We start from the raw sequence: 22,898 nt of genomic DNA, 5'->3' as shown, positions 1-22,898 counted from the left end.
AGCCAACGGTTTTGAGTGAATGTCAGGTTATGCTGTATTTCTCAATCGTGATGTAGTAACTGGAGATTCCCAAGATAAGGTTAAGCGCTTTTGATTCATTTGGCTGACTTCTTATTGATCTAGAAAGGCTTGTTTCACTTGGCAAAGGTCAGTACTTTTATTTTTCATCAATACGCAGTTACCTGTACGTAAGCCATTACCTGAACGTAAGCGATATGTTGTTAACCAAGGGTGAAACGAAGTATCTTGATTGTATCGAACAGATGCTTCCACTCCGGGATGCACTGGATGTGATCAGCGGCAAATGGAAAGTGTTGATTTTAACGTCAATCATGCATGACAATCGACGTTTTTCAGAAATCCAGAAGAGTATTCCTAAAATCAATCCGAAGGTTCTAGCCAAAGAATTGAAAGATATGGAAGAACATCAGTTAATCAGACGAATCGTTCATGATAATCAGCCGGTTCTAATTGAATATGTTGCTACTGAATATTCACATTCGCTGAAGAAAGCGATGATGGAACTACTAAACTGGGGGATCAATCACCGTAAACAGCTACTCGGGAAATAGACCGTTGGAGAGATTGACTAGCTTATTTTATAATAGCTAAATTGTTACAGTTGAATACTACCAATTCTCACATTTAGAGACTGCTCGACCTTTGTATTCGCTTTAGCTTAATCCCTTAACAACCCTATTTGAAAAACACATCTAAGTTCTTCAAATAGGATTGAAGGTTAACGCCGTTTCGTCCAGTTATAGATCAATCGTATTTTTTTTCAAACCAATTAAACTTCTGTAAATTACATAGTTGTCTCATTTTTTACATTTACAAAATTCGTCCACGAAAACCTCCGATCAACTTCATAGTCAGGCATAAAGCATTGAATAGGAAACTAACTTCCTATTCGATAAAACCTGTTGCCAACAGCTATGCCTTATAAGACAGGTTTCTTCATATTTCTCCTCGATTGTGAATAACACAATCAGGGGAACCTATGGAAACAGTCGACCGCTTAACAACATCCTTAATCCCTATATTTTTATTCTTATTTAATGGCAGATGTATTTTTACAAAGTTGAAAATACTGATTGGTAAACGAGCGGCTTACCCGGTACAGCCAACTTGTTTTTCATGCCCAAATTTCACATATTTCCACAATGCGGTTCGGTTGTTTAATAATTCTGATCAGTTGGTTGCTGAAACCCTGGTTACCTGCTCAGGCACAGGCTAACTTTCAGTTGCTTAATACCGGCGATGGGCTCTCTCACAGTACCATTCATGACTTATTGCAGGACCAAAAAGGGTTTCTATGGCTGGCAACCGCCGACGGCCTGGACCGCTATGATGGCCAGAGCTTTCAGGTATATCGTCGCTCTCAGCGAGACCCCAAAAGTTTGAGCAGCAACGAAGTAACCTGTCTTTTTGAGGACAAGCAAGGCCGACTGTGGGTGGGAACACGCTCCGGCGGCTTATCACAATTAGACAATACAGGCATCCATTTTGACCATTTAGTTCGGACATCAACGGGCGTCAATATATCGACGGCTACCATAACGGCACTGGATCAGGACAGATCGGGCAAAATCTGGGCAACAACGAATGAGTTGGGACTTCTCTGGATTAATCCGGCTACGCGGGAGGTTAACCAGTTATCGTCGGATAAATACCATTTACCCAAAACACGACCGTTTACAGTTTGTCCAGATCATGATGGCAACATTTGGATTGGCTACGAAGCTGGCGTTGTCGTGAAGATGCGTTTGTCTGATTATCACGTGCAAACGTATCAGGTACCGATCCGCAATGCCGTTTCTACCGGGAATGTCATGACACTGCTTTGCGATAGCCGGGGCCAACTGCTGGCAGGCACTCAGGGCTGGGGCCTATTTCGATATAACCCTGCTCAGGACTCATTCTCATCGATTTATTACCAGGAGAGAACAATTGAGGGGGTGAATTTCGCGCGGAGTTTGTTCGAAGATGCTACAGGAAAGTACTGGCTGGGTACAGACGATGGTGTACTGGTTTCGGCGCAGGCGGATTTCGGGCAACCAACACACTACCGGGCGGAGCCAACTGTGCGAAACAGCCTCAGCACCCACGCCATTCTGTGCATCCGGGGCGACAGACAGGGTAATATCTGGATGGGAACGTGGGAAGGTGGGCTCAATGTGTGGTTTGCCCGACCCAGCTTATTTGAGCAATATACCCACCAGATCGGGCAACCCAACAGTCTGATGACGCCCCAGGTTTCGTCGGTATCTGCTGATAAACAGGGCAATGTCTGGCTGGGAAGTACGCAGGGGCTCACGTATTTAAACCGCAAAACAAACACGTTTCGCCATTTTAAGCATCGGCCCGGAGACCCCACTTCGCTGGCAGGAAACGATGTTACGTTTCTTAATAGTTTGTCAGATCGAACCTTACTGGTTAGTATCTGGAACAAAGGCACCGATGTTATGGACACCGAGACAGGCCGGGTTTTGCGCCACATAACCCAGTTACATCCGGAACAGATTCACAGCGTTCTTCCGACTGGTTCTCACAAAGCCTGGGTTGCCACCAATCGTGGGACACTCTGGCAATTAGACACAAAAACCTGGCAGATCGAGCCGGTAAACGGATTTACACGTACCAATAATTCGTTCAGGACAGTTCTGGAAGGAAGTGACAGCACCCTTTGGATTGGAACACTGGGCCGAGGGTTAATTGAGTGGCGAAGACGCACAGGGCAGATTCGTCGACATCACTTTACCTTGCCCGATGGCCTGGATGATAGCCATGTGACCTGCCTGCTGGAAGACCGGCAGCACCGCCTTTGGGTGGGTAGCCTGGGCGGTTTGCACCGGTTCAATACCAGCCGACAGCGTTTTGAGTTGATTTCGACCGACAACGGCTTATCCAATGACGCTATTATGAGCCTCAGTCAGGATCAGCGGGGCAACATATGGGCGGCCACAAACGACGGCCTTTGTCAACTGAATGAAGCCGGTCAGGTGGTACGTACGTATCGCAAAAGCGACGGCTTACCAGGCAATGATTTTACGGAGAAAGCCGTTAGTCAGAGCCCCGACGGTACGCTTTTCTGGGGGGGAAAGTATGGTTTAACGGTTTTCAATCCCGTTCGTTTCGAAACCAATGCCCAGCCATTTCCGGTTTACATCACCGGTATGAAACTCTTCAACCGCGCCGTGGTTCCGGGAGCCGCCGATTCTCCACTAACCCGCAATCTGCCCGACACGAAGTCCATCACCCTTCGGCACGATCAGACCGTTATGACCTTCGATTTTGCCACCGTGGCATTTCAGGCGCACCGGAACATTCGATATGCCTACCGCCTGGACGGTTTTGAAAAAGCCTGGAACTTCGTTGGCCCGCAACAATCAGCGACCTACACCAATCTTGACCCCGGTACATATTCGTTTCGTGTGAAAGCCGCCACTTCCGATGACTTCGCAAAGGCCTCAGAAACTGTGCTTCAGCTTATCGTGCTTCCGCCCTGGTACCGCACCTACTGGGCCTATTTTTTATATGCAGGGTTAGTGGCCAGTCTGTTGATGCTCATTCGCCGGATGATTCAGATTCGGGAAGGCTATAAAACCGAGTTGCGTATTGAGCACATTGAAACCGAAAAAGCCCGTGAACTGGATCGGTTACGGTCTGGCTTTTTCACCAATATTTCGCACGAGTTCCGTACGCCTTTAACACTCATACTGACTCCCTTAGAGCAGTTTTTATCGGACCGAGCACCTGATCCCCGGCGACTTTGGTTCCAGACCATGCACCAGAATGCCAACCGGCTTCTGCGACTCATTAATCAGTTACTGGATCTCTCCAAACTTGAATCGGGTTTGCTCCGTCCCGAAATCAACCGGCAGGATGTATTGGAATTCGTTCGGCGGGTGGTAGGTTCCTTTGAACTGATTGCCGTACAGCAACGCGTAACCCTGCGCGTAGAAACAGAACTCACGACGTTCCCCGCCTTCTTCGACCCGGATATTGTCGAAAAGATATTGTACAACCTGATTGCCAACGCTCTGAAATTCACGGCAGAAGGTGGCACTGTTACCATTCGCTGTCAGGTACGTAACGCCAGTGAATCGCCCGAGTTATTGCTGGAAGTAGAGGATACGGGCATTGGCATTCCGACCAATCATGTTACGCACATTTTCGACCGTTTTTATCAGGTAAATGGGCAGCACCAACTTAAGAAAGCAGGTACAGGCATCGGCCTGGCACTAACGCGTGAACTGATCGAATTGCACCGGGGCAGCATTCAGGTCGAAAGTCAGCTTGGTGTTGGTACGGTGTTCACCGTAAGTCTGCCGGTATCCGAACTATCGTTCCCCATCGATTGGCTATCGAATCGTCCGGCAGATGTAGTTCCAGTAGCTGACAAGCCCGAAATCTGGCTAGAGACAGCCCCTAACGAAACGATTCCAGTCGTGCATATGTCCAGCGATTTACCCTTGGTTTTGATTGTGGAAGATCACGACGATTTGCGGCATTATCTGAGCGATTGTTTCAGTCAAAACTACCGGGTTTTACAAGCCACAAACGGCAGAGAAGCGCTGGAACAGGCAGAAAAAGAAGTCCCCGACCTCATTGTAAGTGATTGGTTAATGCCCGACATGGACGGCGTGCAGTTGTGCGAAGCCATCAAAACCAACGAAAAAACCAGTCACGTTCCACTCATTTTACTAACCTCAAAATCGAGTACAGAAAGTAAGCTACAGGGTCTGAGCGTTGGTGCCGATGACTATGTAACGAAGCCCTTCAATGTGGACTTACTCCGAACCCGAGCGAAAAACCTGATTCAGAGTCGGCAGAAGTTACGCGAGAAATACGGCCGGATGATCTATCTCCAACCATCCGACCTTCCGATTGAGTCCGCCGAAGAACAGTTTCTCAAAAAAGTCCTTTCGCTCATCGAAACGCACATCGCTGACCCTGATCTCGATATACAACGACTTGAGCGGGAACTAGGCATGAGCAATACGCAATTGTATCGCAAACTCAGGGCCTTAACCGGCAAAGGCGGGAATGACCTTATCCGTAGTATCCGGTTGGAACGAGCCCGGCAATGGCTCCGTGCGGGTGGGCATCAGGTAGCCGAAACCGCTTATCTGGTTGGCTTCAACGACCCCAATTACTTCATCCGCGCCTTCAGAAAGGAGTTTGGCGTTTCGCCTGGGGAATATATTCAGTCTACAAAATCCCAACAGGATATGGGCGACGTTCTGAAAGCGTAAGCTTATCGAACATGCTCACCAACAACCAAATGCTGGCTTCCGCCGTGAAGTTTTACTATTTTGTTATTCCAAACTAGTTCACCGGTCAATGTTGAGGGCAGTTTGATATCCGCCGTCAGTACTCCAGCCTTTTGGCTGAATTTCACCTGAATTAAACCCAAGGGATGTGGTACGTTTCCCGATGCCCAAGCTAACGGACCAAGTTGTGGAGTAATCCGAACGCTACTAAAACCAGGCGAGGCAGGTTTGATGCCGCATACCGTTGCCAGAAAGTCGTAAACCGGGCTTGCACTCCAGGCGTGACAGTCAGATCGGGTAGGTTCTGGTCGTTCGGCAAAGGTCGTCAGGCCCAGCGAAAGCATTTGCCTCCAAGGAGTTAACATAGGAATGTATTGACTCCCAAGGCCCGCTTTCAGGAATGCCTGATTCAAGTAGAATCGGTAATAGATCGTACATTGGACGATCGTTGTATCCACCAAAATTCGCTGGAGTAGAGCCGCTTGCTGCTCTTTCGGAATGGCATCTGCTAGCACACCTAGTACATTCACGTGCTGACTAAACTCCGTTCTAGCGGGTGTGTCGGCGAGCATTTTCCGGGAAGAATCCCAGCATAATTGATAGGTAGACTGGCTCAATTTATCGGCTAGTTGGCCATAGTGAGTGGCATCTGATTTTTCGCCGTACGCCATCAACAGAGCGGCTGCCTGACGTAGTGCCAGCACATATTGCAGGGTTAAAATAGACGAATTTCCCTCCAACGCACCGGCAGGAATACCGCTTAATTCTTCCTGACCTTTCCAAGGCCACTCGTTGGGCCAGTCGACAAAATTCCAGTACGGCATCTTGTCCAGCATGCCCTGTTTATTGACGTATTTCTCATGGAATTTCAACACGTCCCGAATTTGATTCAAGTATGATTTAACAAATGCATCATCCCGGCGATGCATCCAATAATCATGAATCATCGTGATCCAGAACAAAGAAAATGGCGGAATTACCTGATGCATATTGGACGGAAACCGGCTACTCGTTAGCCCTTCCGGTATCTGTGAATCAGCGAATTGCTGGATGGCGTTGCGCATTAACCGGTCATCACCCGACACGTAAAGCGAAATCAATGCCTGAATCCGCGTATCGCCAATGTACTGAAGCTGCTCATAATACGGACAATCCATATAGGTTTCATTGGCGCACAGCCGGGCAGTGCGCCAGCCCACTTCCCACATAGTCGCTAAAGTTGAATCACTACTAGCAAACGAGGCCTTTTCGATGAAGGAATAAGCGGTAAATCGACTGGAATAGTCATGAATAATTAACGGGTCCTGATGATTTTCAATCGTTAATTCAACGTAGCGAAAGGTGCGATACCAGAGCGGTCGATACAGTCGCTTCGTTTCCCCGTCCAACAGGAAAACGTCATAATCGCCCCTGATTCGTTTGTTCGTTATGTCATTCCGGTTCCCCTTCTGACCGGTTTTCGTATCGACCAATGCTTCTGCGTAGGTTGCCGTGATCTTGGCTCCGCGCCCTCCGCTAACCAGCAATTCCGGGTAAGCGGTTGTTAAGGAATCCTGATCAATGAGCAACGTAACAGTCGACCCGGCTGGAATGTTGATTGGTCCATTACCTGTCAAAAAAGCCGTATTGGCCGTTATCCCCTCTGCTCGCCGAATACGCGCGAACCGCTGTTGCCGTTCCTCCAAAAGGGGAATATTACGGGGCATTAATTTTCGAGGGGCTTTTTCAGAAGATGCGAACGGAATAGGTCGTTCGGTTTCGCAGGCGGATAGCCATTGATCATCCGCAAAAGTCGGTTGCTCCCAATTCCAGGGATATCGCTGCGCAAAAACCTGGTCAAATGGCCCGACGATATGGTTTATGTTGGACAGTGGTGTATACGCCATATTCTCCATGACTCGCCAGTTATGATTTGTATTGACGATGGCTTCAGCGGTAGAATGACCCTGAATCAATAGACCCGTCTGGTGCGACAACTGCGCCCAGGCCACTTGCTCACCCTGATTCCAGACCCAGGCAGCTAGTACATTTTTGCCATTCCGAAGAAAAGGCCCCAGATCAATTGTCTCGTACCGCCAATGTGCTGGATCGGAACGTTGCGGCCCCAGGATCACAGATTTGCCGTTTACAAATAACTGATAGCGATTGTCGGCGGATAGATGAACAACGAACGATTTGGGTTTGCTGGCCAGACTAAATTCTTTACGAAACATGAAAACGCCGTACCGTTTCAGGGACGTGTTGCAAGGCCCAATCCAACTGGCATCCCAATGATCAGGTGCTGTTGGATCGGGCTGTTGCGCTACTGCGGTCAGGTTTAGGAAAAGGGTTATAAAAAGGTGGAAGGTGATGTTTTGCATTAGAATTTATGATTGATAGAACGCTGATTTTTATAACTATTAAGATTAATCATGATTTTTAGATCAATCCTAAATCATAGTAATCATAAAAATCTGCCGGTCCGCCGGCGCGGGGCTATCACCTGCAATGGTCCATTGTTATTTGCCACTAACCACCAGACCGAACCGTCTTTACGTCGGAGTGGGGCTACCGCTTTGGCGTCTTTGTCGATAACTAAACCGGTATTCGAAACCGTCCGAAAATGCCCGGCACCATCGCCCGACAGTAATAATCCTTTCCCCGCATCGTGCTGGCCACCAATGGTTTCAGCTCCGTAGAAGTTGCCGACTAGTAACAAATCTAGCCGACCGTCGCCGGTGAAGTCTTCTGATTGAATCCCATAGATCGGAGCCATCTGGGCTTCTATGGGTAATTGGTGGACGACAAAACCGGCTTTGCCTTTATTTTCAATGTAGCAACTGGCCATCTGCTGAGCTTCCCGAACGTAGGCTAACTTTCGTTCGTCCTCCGTAAATAAGTCCTCGAACGGGTGGCTGGCGTAGTCATGAAACGTTGGGAAACGCTTTTTGATGGAGGGAATTTGTACCATCAATATGTCGCGCTGCGCTACTGGAACGTGCTCATGGTTCAGGTAAAATGTTAGAATTGGGTCAAGCCGACCGTTGTGATCGAAATCATCAGCGAATACGCGTACCGGCTCCGTTGGCGACGCGCGGAATTTGCAGTTTAATCCCAGATTTCCGGCTACGAAATCCATATCACCATCGCCGTCAAAATCCTTTGCCAGCAGCGAACACCACCAGCCCGACGCCTGATCGAGCCCATCTACTTTTTGCAGTACCAATCGACCACCTTCGTTATGAAACAGTGTTGGCGTCATCCACTCTCCTACCAACATTAGATCGACACGGTGATCGTTGTCCGCATCGGTCCAGAGGGCGGCTGTTACTAAACCAATGTGGCGAAGACCGGGCGCTAGTTGAACGGTCACGTCGGTGAACCGGGGCCCAGTCGATTTGCTCCCGTCATTCCGAAGTAAATAACTATCAGCCGGTTTAGGATACTGGCCTGGAATAATTCGACCTCCCCGGAATAAGTCCAGATCACCATCTCCGTCAAAGTCTCCAACCGTAACGCAGGCACCACTGGATCGGGTAGCGGGCAGGGCCGACGGTGGTGCGGGTCGGAAGGTTGGCTTCGTTGTACCATCATTGAGATAAAGTCGGTCCTGATAAGCAGCCGATAATCCTTCTTCACGGCTGCCACCACTCACCACGTATATATCCTGATCACCGTCACCGTCGGCATCGAAAAAGGCGGCACCCATGTCTTCAAAGGCATCGCTTCCGGGCAAGGTTATCGTTATAAACTGTCCATTTGCCTGTTGCATGTAAATGTTCGAAAGCTTGCCATAGTCGTTGCCCATGAAAAAATCGTCGAGGTGATCGCCGTTTATATCGCCAACAGCTAGGCATGGGCCGTTTTTCGAGTATTGATGTGGCAACAAAGGTGTTCGATTAAAATCGACGACTGAATTTTCCTGATGAGCTACCGTCAAACCGCTTTGTTGAGCAGAGAGTTCGGTAAATAGAGGTGGTTGGTCTGGCGCTTTAGCTTTCCATTCGCCTTCCGGTTTGTACGAAATAGCAAGCATCTGGTCAGCCGTATTCTGCCAGAGGACTTGTTTTTGGCCATTCGGGTAACGGATCACCAGCGAGTCAAAACGGCTGGCGGCTCCAAGGCCGAAGTGAAGCACGTTTTCGACAGTGGACACAAACCCACGAACGGGCGACAGCTCCTGCATCTGCATTTGGCCACCAGCATACAACCAGACTTTAGTGCCAATCGTAACGGGCAATCCCGGTGCGGGCGCAATGGTCAGTCGAAGCCAGTGATGTTCCTTTCCTTTTTCGTGGCTTTGCTGGTTGAGCCGATTTTCCAGTACAAATACCTCATCGTCAATATTGTTGGTCACCAAATCCAGATCACCATCGTTATCGAAATCAGCATAAGCGGCACCATTTGAATAACCAATCTGATTAAGCCCCCAGATATCCGAAACATCCTCAAACGTCAGCGATGCCGCCGGATTACCCCCCTGATTGCGATACGCGTATTTCGGAACCTTTACATCCGGCAGGCGATATAACTCCTCTTTTGTCTGTTTCCATTGTGCTTCGGGTGTCCCAAACGATGCCTGCTCGTGATTGAATACAATGAAATCGAGGTTGGTAACGTCACGCCGATAGCCGTTTGTGATGTACAAATCTTTCCAGCCGTCGTTGTCCAGATCAGCCAATAGCGGTGCCCAACTCCAGTCGGTTTTTTCGATTCCCGCCAGTTGGCCAATTTCGCTAAAACTCACTGTCGATTGCCCGTTTGCCTGGCTCGCTCCTCGGTTTAACTGCAACGTATTGCGCATATATTGAGGCTGATAACCAAGCTGTTGTTCCATCTGAAAACGATTGTAGTTGGAACCGGGCAGCATCATTTTCTGTCGGTAATTATCGGGTGGCAGCATATCGAGCACGACAATGTCGGGCAAGGCATCGTTGTTAATGTCGGCAATATCCACGCCCATCCCGTTATGGGTTTGGTGTTTCAACAACGTAGCCGCCTGATTAGAAAAAGCGGGCTTACCAATTCCGGGTCTGTTGAGCCACACCAGATCGTTCGACAAAAAGTCGTTGGCACAATACACATCCGGCCAACCGTTGTCGTCCAGATCACTGACACACACACCAAGACCGTATCCCTCTGCCAGAATGCCCGTTTCTCGTGATACGTTAGTAAAATGGGGTGATTTTGCACCTGGTGCCAGGCCATCGTTTCGGTAAAGCCGATCCGTGCTGGGTGCTTCGCCGTCGAGTCGTTTGGGTCGTAACGTATTGCGATTCGTTGTCTCGAGGGCGTTGGTTAGTAAGTAGCAGTCCAGATCGCCATCACGGTCGTAATCGAAAAATGCCGCCTGGGTGCTGTAGCCCCTATCATTCAGGCCATATTCAGCAGCTTGTTCGGTGAATGTTGGCACACCGTCGGACTGTAAACCATTGTTAATAAACAGCTTATTCGTTCGTTGGGTCGTGTCTTTTGTCGGGCCAGCCACGCTCACGTAGATATCAGGCCAGCCATCCTGATTGACGTCGGCCACGCTCACCCCTGTGCACCAGACAGTAGTACCAGTGCCCGACGACTGGGTTATATCTTTAAAGTGAAAATCTCCCTGATTTAGGTATAACTGACTCGACACCTGATTCCCGGCAAAATAGACATCGGGCAATCCATCCTTATTGAAATCCCCTACGCCAACGCCCCCGCCATTGTACATATATTCGAACGAGAGTACATTCACTGAATCGTTCTCTGTCAGTCGATTGACAAACGTAATCCCTGTTTCGGAGGATTTTCGCTGAACGAATAATTTCTCTTTGGATGTACAACTCCCAAGCAATCCAACCAGACCGATGATCAGCCATCGGACCTGATACCACGAAAAATAGAACATAAAAATAGCCTAGCAAGAAGCCCGGAATTGTAATTGAAGGGGAAGTGAGTAAGCCGGTTGGCTAGAGCCAGGTTGGCCAATTAGAATTTGCGCCACCAATCGGCCCACCTCGGCCGACGGATGGGAAATCACCGACACGCCACCCGCTAAAAGCCGTGTATATTCATTCTCGGTGAAGCTCACAACGCCCAGATCCTGACCAAGTTGGTGGGCATGCTGCTGACTGTAATCCACGAGCGTAATCAGGTCGGCACTGTCGGTTACGAAATACGCCTGATGCAGACAAATATCAGTCTCTGTGAGTTCGTCGAGCAGCTGAAAATTGAAATCGTGACGGGTGCAAAACTGTTGGAATGCCTGGATATAATCGGCCTCGAAGAAATCGAGATTTGGTAGTACCAGATTCAGTTGGCTATATTTTCGCAACACAGTTAACTGGCTTTCCAGCGCTTCATAAAAGGCTTTTTGGCCACCGTAGTAAATCTGATGACCATGTGTCAACAGGTCCCTCCATTGGCTACCAACCAAAATCAACTGATTACCTGGCAGGTTATTCAGACATTGAATTGACGTGGGATTGGTTTCGACCAGATGCGGCATCAGCAGGAAATAATGGTAGTTGCCAAGGTGCTTGTCGATCAATTGGCCCAGCAGATCCTGCCGGTAATTATAGGTGCAAATGTCGATGAGCGCCTTCCCGCCCACCTGCCGAACTATGGCGTCGTGGAGTTGCTTGACGCTTTCGGTTAGTTGGCCGGTGATGATCAATACCCGCTGAATCCGGCGATTCGCTTTACCCGCAATAAAGTACCCTTTTCGATACACAGACGTAATCAAGCCGAGTTGCGAAAGCGTGTCGTATGCCCGTTTAACGGAGTCTTTTGACAGGTACCAATCGGTGCAGGCATCGTTAATCGACGGCAACCGATCGCCAATACGCAACGAGCCACCTTCAATATCGCTAATTACGGCATTAACAACCTGTAGGTACTTCGGCGACCGCTGCCGATCGGTCATTGTTAAGGTGTCTTTCATAGGAATAGGAAATTTGTATCAGGACAAAGCCAGCCAGACAAGCCCCAGCAGCAACCCAAAAAGCAGCAAAAGTGCCAGGGGTTCCAGCCAGAGAATACTTTTTGGTTTGATCAATGACGCTTTCCCGAACTGACGCCAGTTTCTCCTGAGCAGCTTCATCGGACGAGCGTTCCAAGCTTTACCAATCATGATGTTTAACTTAATCTTGGTAAAGTGATACAAATATCTTCCTTCTCTTTGGTGGGCCGGTAGTACAGATTCGGCAAATGACTGGACAAATCCGGCAAATGGCTCAGAATCAGCCGGCCCTTTAAGACAACAGGCCGGAATCCGGCCTGTTGTACTTACTCCAACCTAAACTAATAAACCGGCAACCTTAAAAACCTGTATTCTGCACAATGGCGGGGTTTAAATCGCGCTCACTCTGCGGAACGGGTTTTAGTAAATTCTTTTCAGCCCAATTTGTATTGGCCGTTGTTCGACCAAAATCAACATCGGTTTTGATGTTAATCAGGCCCGCCCGGTGCCAACGAACAAGGTCGTCGTAGCGATGATCTTCCAGAGCAAGCTCTACGCGTCGTTCGTGCATCAACGCTTTAAAAACCTGGGCATCGGTACCAACGGCAACATCGGGCAGTATTTTTCCCGTTGCATCGGCGCGTTGGCGTACCTGATTGATAAGCGCCACCGCACCCCCATTATCTTTCGGGCCCAACAGCTTGCATTCAGCCAGCATGAGCAGAATATCGGCGTAACGAATTGTTCGTTGGTTATTGACACTCAATGGCGAGCGATAGTCGATGTTTACATCTTTACGGACGTATTTGGCGGGCGTTGAGCCCGTAATTGTCCAGTTTTTGCTGTATACCCATTTCTGGGAGCCATCAATATTGGTACCCGTATCGTACGAATCGCCATCCAGAAACAGTGTGGCCTGTCGGCGCGGATCACCAGCTTCAAATTCTTTCTGAAGACCTGCCGTGATCTCAATCTGCCCATAGCCTGTTCCCCCGGCTCCGGGTGCACAAACATTGTTTGGGCCACAGGCTGCCCGGTAATAAATAAGTCGTGCCGTGCCAGCCGATGATCCGTTCGAGAACACAAAATCGGCCGGAAGCCAGGGGTTTACACCGCCAATTCCCATTTGAACCTCAAAAACGGACTCCGCATTGTTTTCTGTGGTAGGGGTGAAGTTGTCCAGATAGTTTTTCACCAGCGAATATTTGCCGATTAAACCCTGAAACTCTGTTGCGGCTTCCGTGTAGAGAGCAGGTTTCTTTTCCCATTGTGCACGAAAAAGCAACAATTTACCCAGCATAGCAGAAGCGGCCCCACTTGTTGCCCGCCCCTTATTCGCGTCGTCCCACTTGACCGGCAAGCCCGCTTTCGCCAGCTTCAGATCAGCGATGGCCGCATCCCATAACTCGCCCGGTTGCGAATTACCTGCACGAGTTTGCTCCAATGTGCGGGGCGTAACGGTAACCAATGGCGCATTTCCCCAATTAATAACCAGAAAGAAATTAAAGTAACCCCGCAGAAAACGAGCTTCTGCTTCGAACACCTTCTTGGTGGAGTCGGGCACGCCCTTCGCGGTTGGCAGCTTTTCGATGATGATATTGGCGCGTTGGATACCCTTGTAGGTGTTCGACCAAAGCGCACTCCAGGTTCCGTCGTTCGAGCGCCAGTTGAATTCCTCAATATTATCGGCCCCGTTATTATGGCTGGTCTGATCGTCATCAATCATGCCTGTACCCTTAAACCAACCGCCCCCGTCGAATTGCTCATAGGTATAATTTAGCAGCGTCGAATAGGCTAAAACAGCTGCCCCTTTGAAATCGTCAGTCGATTGGTAATAGGTTTGTTCATCAAGTGCCCCCAATGGAGATAGGTCGAGCTTCTTCTCGCATTGCGAAAACAGTCCGGCAATCAGCAAGGTGGTAAGAAGTGTAAGAATATAAGATCGTTTCATAGGAGAGTTGCGCTTAGAAAGTAAGATTAGCCCCGATTTGCACCGTGCGAGGTTGAGGCATGTTTGCATTGTCGGTACCGGCCTGCAATTGCGAACTGAACGTGGTCACTTCTGGATCGAGGCCAGTGTATTTGGTGATTCTGAACAGGTTGCTAGCTGCTACGTACACCCGAACAGTTTGCGCCACTTTCAGTCGGTTGAGTACTGCTTTGGGTACGGTATAGCCCAGTTGCACATTTTTCAGGCGTAAAAATCCACCGGGTTCAATCCAGCGACTGGAAAACCGGGCATTTCCATTGAGATCACGAGCGGTAGCCCGAGGTATGGTATTGCTGGTGCCTTCGCCTGTCCAGTGTCCCAGAACGTTCACTAACTGGTTGTTTCCAGCACCGGACATTGTTTCGTTGGCGGCCCGGTAGGAATTATAAATGCTGTTCCCGGATATACCTTGAAACATAATGGCAAGGTCAAATCCTTTCCAGTTCGCATTCACGCCAAAGCCATAGAAAAAATCAGGAATAGTTTTGCCGAGATTGGTCCGGTCATCGGTCGTAATCTGACCATCGGGTGTGCCGCTGAATTGCTGACCGTTGGTGCCAGGGCCGTTGTTGTCCTGGAAAATCATATCGCCCGGTACAGGTTTCTGCTTGTTGACCGTTACATCAGGCACAGCCGCATTTGCCTGCTCCTGATTCTGGTAAATACCCGTCGCTTTGTAGCCATAGAAATACCCAATCGGATAACCAACCGCTGTACGATAGTTACCACTCGCAAACTCCTGAACGTTAGGCGCTAAAGCCACCAGCTTATTCTTGACCGTAGTTATGTTCCCGAAGAAATCCAGCGTCAGGCCCGACTTGAAGGATTTTTTATAACTGGTTTCAAACTCAAGGCCCCGGTTATTAACCAGACCGAGATTAACCGGAATGCTTGTGAACCCGGAGGTCGTATTGACGGGCAGGCTGTACAAAAAATCTTTTGTGTTCCGATTGTAATACGTAACCAGCAGGTTCAATCGACCGAAAAGTGTCAGATCGAAACCTGCATCGGTGCTTTCGTTAACCTCCCAACGGAGATCGCTGTTTACCAGATTCGGGATGCCCGTTCCGTTCAGCGACGACTGACCAACACCAAATGTGTACCAGGGGCCCTGCTGCACCCGCGCCAGGTAAGGGAAATCCAGTCCGATTTTATCGTTACCTAACTGACCCCAGCTACCGCGTATTTTCAGATCGGTCACGAAGGGTAGTTTATTCTGAAAAAACGATTCGTTAGAAATACGCCAGGCAGCCGATGCCGCAGGAAACAGTTTACTCCGGTTTTGAGGAGCAAAATTTGACGACTGATCGTAACGAGCCGTCAGCGTGACCAGATACGTATCCTTATAATCATAGCTCAACCGCCCAAACCGCGATGCATAGGCTTTTTGGCCCAGGGATGAAACAGCGTTGTTATAGGCAAATCCGCCATTCCCATTCGAATTTCCCTGTTGATTCTGAATACTCGAATAGAAATTAGGATCGGTACTTTGGAAATTAGCGCCACTGTAGCCCAGATAATTACTCTTTATTTGCTGATATTCCATACCTGCAATTGCGTTGATGGAATGCCCGCCAAATTGACCGTTGTAGGTCAGTGTATTAGTAAACACCTGTTGAATACCCTCACCACGACCGTCCTGGTAATTATTGGTATTTCGCTCCTGCCCCAATTCGGCAGCCGTATAGCCGGGCCGCCAGTAGCTTTGCCGGTAGGGAGAATAATCAACAGCGGCTACTGAGCGAAATTTCAAGCCTTTTATGATTTCCAGTTCGGCGTAGATATTGCCCAGCAGTCGGTAGGCATAATCATGGTTCTCATTGACGGCGTTGATCCCGATATTGTTCAGTCTTACAAAGCCCGCTACGTTCAGGTTGCCGGTATAGCCATAGCGATTGCCCGGAACGCGGTGATCGGTATCATAAATACTGAGTATGGGTGGCATATTCGTTGTACTGGCGTAAATAAAGCCATCACCCGTATTGTTGGAGCCCCGGTAGGTGTGGTTGTAGGTCAGCGTTAAGGCCTGACCAATTTTTAATCGACTACCCACTTTATGATCGCTGTTGACCCGGAACGAATACCGACTCAGATCATATTTATTCACCATCGCCTGTTGTTGGTAGTACCCCAATGAGATGAAGTAATTGGAGACATCATTACCGCCCGACAGGGACAGGTTATAGTTGCTAACGGGTGCATTCTTGTGAAGCGCAGCATCGCGCCAGGCTTTGCTATTGTCAATATTGAGATATGGGCTTCCGGGCCGCAGATCAGGCGATAACACTAAATAGCCTGAACTTCCCGGCACAAGACCCGCCTGAGCATTGGCGTTGTTAATGGACTCCGTAGCCAGCGCCACATACTGTTGAGTATTCAGCATGTCCAACTGATTAGGAAAGTTTTGCACCCCACTATAGACATCAACGTTTACGCGCGGCTTGCCTTGCTTTCCCCGTTTGGTCGTAATCAGAACTACTCCGTTGGCTGCCCGTAATCCATAAATTGACGCCGATGAGGCATCTTTTAGGACAGATATACTTTCTACGTCAGCGGGATTGATCTGATTGCTGGTGCCATCGCCAATTGGCACCCCATCTACCACAAACAGCGGCTGGTTGTTACCAACAGTGCTAACTCCCCGAATCCGAATAGCTACTCCTGCCCCCGGTGTTCCGTCAACGCTCGTAATCTGAACTCCCGAAACACGCCCCTGAATGGCGGCCTCCGGGCTAGAAACGGGTAATTTAATAATGTCACGCGCTTGAACTGTGCCAATGGATTCGGTCAATTTGCGCGTTGTTTTCTGGCCATACCCAACCACAACCACTTCATTTAGTGAACGGGCATCTGATTGTAATGACACATTGATAGTATTACTGCCACCTACTACTGTTTCCAGTGCCACATAGCCGACTGATGAGAAAACCAACGTGATTGGTCCATTTGGTACACTCAGTCGGAAGTTGCCGTCGGCATCGGTGGTGGTTCCATTGGTGGTGCCTTTCAAGAGAATATTGACGCCGGGGAGGCCATTATTTTCAGTGGCATCAAGCACTCGTCCCGTCAAGGCACGAGTCTGAGCCTGTATTGGCCTGGTCCATCCGAGCAGTACCGTCAGGGTCAGGACGAATAGCGGTATCCGCAAAATGTAGTACGTTCGATTCATACAAACGGGGGTTATAATTGTATTTTGACCATAAAGAACTAGCCTTAAGTCGGAAAATCTGGGTGGGTCTATACTGATTACCGTTGTAAAGGCATACGTGTTCAATTGGCCTAAACCATTGTTAACCAAATAGAAAATGGTGGGGAATACTTGAAACGGGTTAACTAATTAATCAGGAAGGCTTACTTCTTTATATTCCGAATGAATCGTTTATTAACAAATCCTACTTTCCTGTTAAAAGCACGTCTGCTAACTAAGTTATCTATACGCTTCCAGAGGAGCCCTTCCATTTTCAATGGTCATTGCCTAATCAGGAAGCGTACTTCAATCGTGTAGCTAGCGGCCTGACGAAGTTTAGATCCTCATTAGATCGGCTAATCAGTAATATCAGTTGAGCGTATTTATCCGTTTTACGATCACAATTGTCGTACCGGGCGCATGATCAATGTGCTTTATCTAATCCTTCACGATTTATTTGCGAGCCCGTTCTCGACTCAAGTGGCTACCCTATTGATTACAAAGCCGTCTGTTCCCGGCGTTTACAGGTAGTAAAAATGGAACAGAATTGGTTGGATTGGCCTATATTCAACTTACAGGCAGTTGAGGTGACGGATCGGTAGACAATTGACTAAATTACCCGTGTTAAACTGCTTTGTAACCAGACAGTTTTGCAATCTCGAAGCTAAGCACCTATTAAAGCAAAAAGTTAATCGAGCTTATATCCGAATCCCCCTTTAGTAAATTCGAGTACCTAGTTGATCGCCTACAAATCGACCGTCGGAAGGCCACTAAATAAGTGCGTAGCTTAGAGCAACTTGGCATGCTACGGTCCGAAAAGAAGTGGTAAGAAACTCTTTTTATTAATGTAGATCTACTCAATTTATTACGACAATAACCTGACTACTAATGCGATTGGCTATATAACTGTATTGGTTGATTCGGGTAGTTTAGTTTACCTGTAACCGTTCAAAAAAAAGAGTATTTATCATCATTAACTGAACTGGTCATAATCGGATACCAAAACCGTTTAGAAAAACGTCCCTTGGTTCTCGGACAATAGATTATACGGTATACAATCCAATCAATGCATCATTGAGGTAATCCTTAGGCGTTTTACCAAACTGCTTTTTAAATGACTTACTGAATGACGAAGGCGTTTTGAAACCAACTTCGTAGGTAATCTCAGAAATTGTCAACTGACGATTCATTAGTAACTCCCGCCCTCGTTGCAGGCGAATATGGTAAATGAGTTCCAGCGGTGTTTGGCCAGTTATGGCTTTCAGCTTGCGAAATAGATTACTTCGGCTCATCGAAACAGCATCGCCCAGGGCTTCTACACTAAACTCTTCGTTGCTCAAATTGGTCATAATCGTGTTATGTACTTTCTGTAAAAAGGCATTATCCAGCGGATGAAGTGTCGCTTCCGTTGATGGAAGAGATAGCGTTGGATTCGTTCGATATTTTTCAATCAATTGCTTGCGCATCTGAATCAGCGTTTGGACCCGAACACGTAATAACTCTGGCTGAAAGGGTTTCGACACATAATCGTCGGCACCGGTTTGGAGTCCTTCTAACGTATGCTCTACCGTAGCGCGAGCTGTGAGCAGTATGATCGGAATGTGGCAGGTATTCAGATCGCTTTTAAGCGTACGACATAGCTCGATTCCGTCCGTTTCAGGCATGATAATATCACTGATAATGGCGTCTGGCTCGTCTATCGAAATTTGCTGTAATGCTTCCCGACCGTTACCTGCCCGGATAACCCGGTAGTTCGTACGAAAAAGCGTGTATAAATAGTCTAGAATTTCATGGTTGTCATCGACAAGCAGCAAAAGCGGCTGATCGTCGATGGCATCGTTCGTATGACCATCTGCTAATTCATTTCCTATTTCAATGGGCACTTGAACCTGGTTTGTGTATGAACTAACCAGCGCTATCTGTTGATCAACAGTGGCGGAATTATACAGTTCGGTTCCTGGCAAAATCACCGAAAAACAGGTTTGAACACCAGGTGTACTGGTAACGGAAATAGTACCACCGTGTAGTTCAACCAGATTTTTGGTAAGCGAAAGGCCAACCCCTGTGCCGAATTGGCTCGTCTCTGACTGGAAAAAGCGCTCGAATACATGCGGCAATTCGTCTGCGGTAATGCCAGTTCCCGTATCCGTAACACGAAGACATACCGACAGATTAGCCTTGTTATCAGGAATCGTGTCCACCTCAACCCGAATTATACCTCCATCTGGCGTAAACTTAAATGCATTGGCAATCAGATTGGTAAGTACTTTTTCTAATTTATCTGCATCAAACCAAAAGGGTAGCCTTGAGTTCGGTTTCAATACCTCGAACGTCATGGATCGAGCAGTGGCCAACTGGCCAAAATTGGAACAGACTTCCTGGGTAAATTCGATGAGGTCCTGCCAGCCCGGTTTCAGTTTGAGCATACCCTGGTCCAGCTTTTCAAACGTCATTAACTCATCAATCAGATGAAGCAATTTCTGGCTGTTCCTTCGGATAAGACTGATTTTCTGCTGGACAACAGGCGGGAGATTATCTACCTGTTGTAGATCATTAACCGGGCCAACAATCAAGGATAACGGTGTTCTAAATTCGTGGGAAACATCCGTAAAAAACTGAAGTTTCGCCTGTTCCAGTTTCTGGAGTTGCTCTCGCTCTCGTTGTTCATAAAGCAACTGTTGTCGCTGACGGCTCTGACTTAGAATGTATCGAATAAATCCGAAGAGTAGCCCATTGAACAGCAGAACATAAAAAGCGATGGCCCATCCTGTTTTCCAGGGTGGTGGTAAGATAGTAACGATTAATTGAGCGGGCTGCGAACTCCATTCCCCGGCGTTATTAGTCGCTTTCACAAAAAACTGATAGGTTCCGGGGTCCAGATTGGTATAGGTTGCGGTTCGGTTGGCCGATGTCGTGGTAATCCAATCTTTATCGAATCCCTGCAACCGATAGGCAAACGTATTGGCCGACGGATTGGCAAAATGTAAGGCTGTAAAACCAATCGTAAAAACGGTATTCTGGTAATTAAGAGTTACCTCACGAGTAGTAGCAATTGACTGATTCAGAACAACATCGCCATGTATAATTTCACCAATACCAATCTCTTTATTGAAAAGTTTAAACTCCGTTAAGGCCACTCGGGGTGCTACTGTCTTTCGGGCAATCTGAGTGGGATCAACCTTTACAAATCCATCCGTGGTGCCGAAAAGCAGGTTGCGATCACTAAACTTATAGCGGCTGCTGGGCGTAAATGAAAGAGTAGGTAGATAATAGCTAAATTGATTGGTAGATGGATCGAGTCGGGCCAGACCTTTGCTGGTACTAATCCATAAATAACCAAGACTATCAGCCAGAAGGCTTTTAACCGATTGCTCCGGTAAGCCATCTGGTTCGTGGTAGGTTCGCACGGTATATTGAATCGCATTGCTTCCCGAAGGCTGCATACTGATCCGGTTTAGCCCCGATTCGGAGCCTGCCCAGATCACATTTTTGGGCGATTCGATCAGCGAATAAATAGCGCTACCTGTTAGCATCTGGTTAGGCTTTTGACCATTTATCGGCGTGAACACGCGAGTTTGTGGATCGATAACACCTAATCCATTATTTTCCATACCTACCCAGATTCGTCCCTGATGGTCCTCCAATAGCGACCAGATAAAATCAGGATTCTGCCGGCGCATCGATCCGAGTGGGCAAGCGAGTACCTTTCCTTCTTTGGTAATCTGAAGTAGTCCATTGGTTGTACCTACCCACACGTTGCCTTTTGAATCGGGTAAAAGCGCAAAGACCGCCCGGCCATTCAGGAGTTTTTGATAAGTTGCCAGTTGGTTTCCATGCATGTGCAGCGCGCCACCTAGCGTGCCAATCCAAAGCGCTTTATCGGGGCTAATTGCCATAGACCGAACAGACTGAAAGGAGGCATCTTCGGGTTGAAGCGACATCGTTTTTGTTATACCCGTTCGAATGTCATATTGGTATATTCCCTGCTTACCCGCTCCAATCCATATATGTTGACCATCGTATGTAGCCATACTCCGAACCTGATCCTGCGGCTGTAGCCCCGTGAAGGTATAGTACTGAAATGGCAAACTTGTCAGGTCTAACTTATTGATTCCCATTTCGGTACCGCACCATAAAACAGCCGTATTGTCAATGCGTACTTTATAAATCCGGTCGCTGCTGATGCTTTTCGTATTCTGAGGATTAGTTCGGTAAAACCGCAATTGAACGGATGGGGTATCCAGGTTTTCCAGTTTCGCCAGTCCCCGGTCGGTTGCCAGCCACAAATCACCGGCGTTATCCAGGCATAAATCAAAGAGTTCGGTTTGCGCCAGCGTTTCCCCGCTTCGCCCAAACCGGGTTAAATAGGTCAATGAATCATGAACGCCAGCTTTCTGGTTATAGGCCAGTTTAACCAATCCATTTGTGCTCGTTGCCACATACAAATCGTTTCCGCGTTCGGCCATTGCCCAGAATCGCTCCCCATAAGGATCGGCCCGAACACTCAGCCGATGTAGCGTAAACTGGTTGGTTCGAATGTTATAATGAACCAATCCATCGGTCGTTGAAATCCAGATATAATCGCCTTTTGAACGGATAATGCTATTGATGGTCGTTGTTAATGGATGCTGTTTGTACTGCCTGAACGACTGTGTTTTTGGCTCAAACGAAGTCAATCCGCCAGCGGTGCCAATCCAGACACGACCCGATTGATCGACCAGCAGGCTTTTGATTCGATCATGAATTAACGATGTTGGATTGCCCGGTTGGTGGTGAAAATTGGTAAACTGCTCGGTATTAGGATCGAACAGATTGAGCCCCTCCGAGCTACCAATCCAGATTCTATGAGCGGTGTCTTCACAAATGGCATAGATAAAATTGCCGGAGATATGATTGGGGTGATTGCTTTTATAGTATTTCTTAAACCGATAGCCATCGTACTGGCAAAGCCCGTTTTGGGTACCAATCCACAAAAAGCCCCGGCTATCCTGAAAAATGGCCCGTACGCGATCATCGGGCAAACCATCGTGGCTGTTGTAGCGCTCCACAACCAGATTAGGTACAATCGTATTCGTCCGATTCACCGCAAGATTACTCTGCCCAAACGACAAGTAAGTCTGGGTAATGAGCAACAGGACCAGATAAAACGAACCACTACGTGGCATAGACTTTATTGACAAAAACTGAAGGTATAAATAATGAGGAAGCCCGTTCCTACTTGATTACCCAGCTTCCTCACAAGAGCAGGTACAGCAGCCATAAAAACAAACCCATCAGTACGCTATATGCCAGGGTCATAATGGCCCAGTAGGTAAGTCGTTTTTTCATCATCGAGTAAGGTTGTCGGTTTGGCACCAGCGAAGTGCCGGGCGATTCAGTAAAAATAACCGACCACTTCAGGTAGCACCCCGACGAGATGGGTCAAATCCTGGTCGAAATGTTGCAAATCCGCACTCAAATTCAGCTATTCTAATATCCTGCAACATTTCGACACAATCCTGCAACATCTCTCCCCGCTGTTGCTAA

9 protein-coding genes are annotated in these 22,898 nt (G+C 48.0%); 2 read left to right on the top strand and 7 right to left on the bottom strand.

Features of this window, described 5'->3' with window-relative positions; genetic code table 11:
* Window positions 1–215 precede the first annotated feature (215 nt).
* Both GO755_RS24305 and GO755_RS24300 read left to right on the top strand, forming a co-directional pair.
* The gene (locus GO755_RS24305) at window positions 216–572 is read left to right on the top strand and encodes a winged helix-turn-helix transcriptional regulator (protein ID WP_198174914.1); all 357 of its coding nucleotides are present in this window, start codon (window positions 216–218) and stop codon (window positions 570–572) included.
* A gap of 591 nt (window positions 573–1,163) precedes the next feature.
* On the top strand, window positions 1,164–5,258 hold the full coding sequence (locus GO755_RS24300) for a hybrid sensor histidine kinase/response regulator transcription factor (protein WP_157587905.1): 4,095 nt from the start codon (window positions 1,164–1,166) through the stop codon (window positions 5,256–5,258).
* Window positions 5,259–5,260: 2 nt separating this feature from the next.
* On the opposite strand, the gene GO755_RS24295 is transcribed toward GO755_RS24300, so the two are convergent.
* The 7 genes from GO755_RS24295 to GO755_RS24265 all read right to left on the bottom strand — a co-directional run bounded on the left by GO755_RS24295 (window position 5,261) and on the right by GO755_RS24265 (window position 22,537).
* Window positions 5,261–7,636, bottom strand: a complete 2,376-nt coding sequence (locus tag GO755_RS24295; protein WP_157587904.1) for an alpha-L-rhamnosidase-related protein — start codon at window positions 7,634–7,636, stop codon at window positions 5,261–5,263.
* 83 nt (window positions 7,637–7,719) lie between these two features.
* The gene (locus GO755_RS24290; protein ID WP_157587903.1) at window positions 7,720–11,142 is read right to left on the bottom strand and encodes a VCBS repeat-containing protein; all 3,423 of its coding nucleotides are present in this window, start codon (window positions 11,140–11,142) and stop codon (window positions 7,720–7,722) included.
* A gap of 9 nt (window positions 11,143–11,151) precedes the next feature.
* On the bottom strand, window positions 11,152–12,177 hold the full coding sequence (locus tag GO755_RS24285; protein ID WP_157587902.1) for a GntR family transcriptional regulator: 1,026 nt from the start codon (window positions 12,175–12,177) through the stop codon (window positions 11,152–11,154).
* Between the two features lie 18 nt (window positions 12,178–12,195).
* Entirely contained in the window at window positions 12,196–12,366 is a 171-nt protein-coding gene (locus GO755_RS24280; RefSeq protein ID WP_157587901.1) for a hypothetical protein, read from the bottom strand.
* A 187-nt stretch (window positions 12,367–12,553) separates the two neighbouring features.
* Window positions 12,554–14,146 (bottom strand): RagB/SusD family nutrient uptake outer membrane protein, encoded by a 1,593-nt coding sequence (locus tag GO755_RS24275; RefSeq protein WP_157587900.1) that lies wholly within the window; start codon window positions 14,144–14,146, stop codon window positions 12,554–12,556.
* A 13-nt stretch (window positions 14,147–14,159) separates the two neighbouring features.
* A complete protein-coding gene (locus GO755_RS24270) occupies window positions 14,160–17,354 on the bottom strand; it encodes a SusC/RagA family TonB-linked outer membrane protein (protein WP_157587899.1) in 3,195 nt (1,064 codons plus the stop codon).
* 1,061 nt (window positions 17,355–18,415) lie between these two features.
* Window positions 18,416–22,537 (bottom strand): two-component regulator propeller domain-containing protein, encoded by a 4,122-nt coding sequence (locus GO755_RS24265; RefSeq protein ID WP_157587898.1) that lies wholly within the window; start codon window positions 22,535–22,537, stop codon window positions 18,416–18,418.
* Window positions 22,538–22,898: the final 361 nt, after the last annotated feature.

The sequence above is a fragment of the Spirosoma arboris genome (assembly GCF_009754945.1).
GTDB lineage: Bacteria > Bacteroidota > Bacteroidia > Cytophagales > Spirosomataceae > Spirosoma > Spirosoma arboris.
This window is presented reverse-complemented; position numbering and strand designations above follow the sequence as displayed.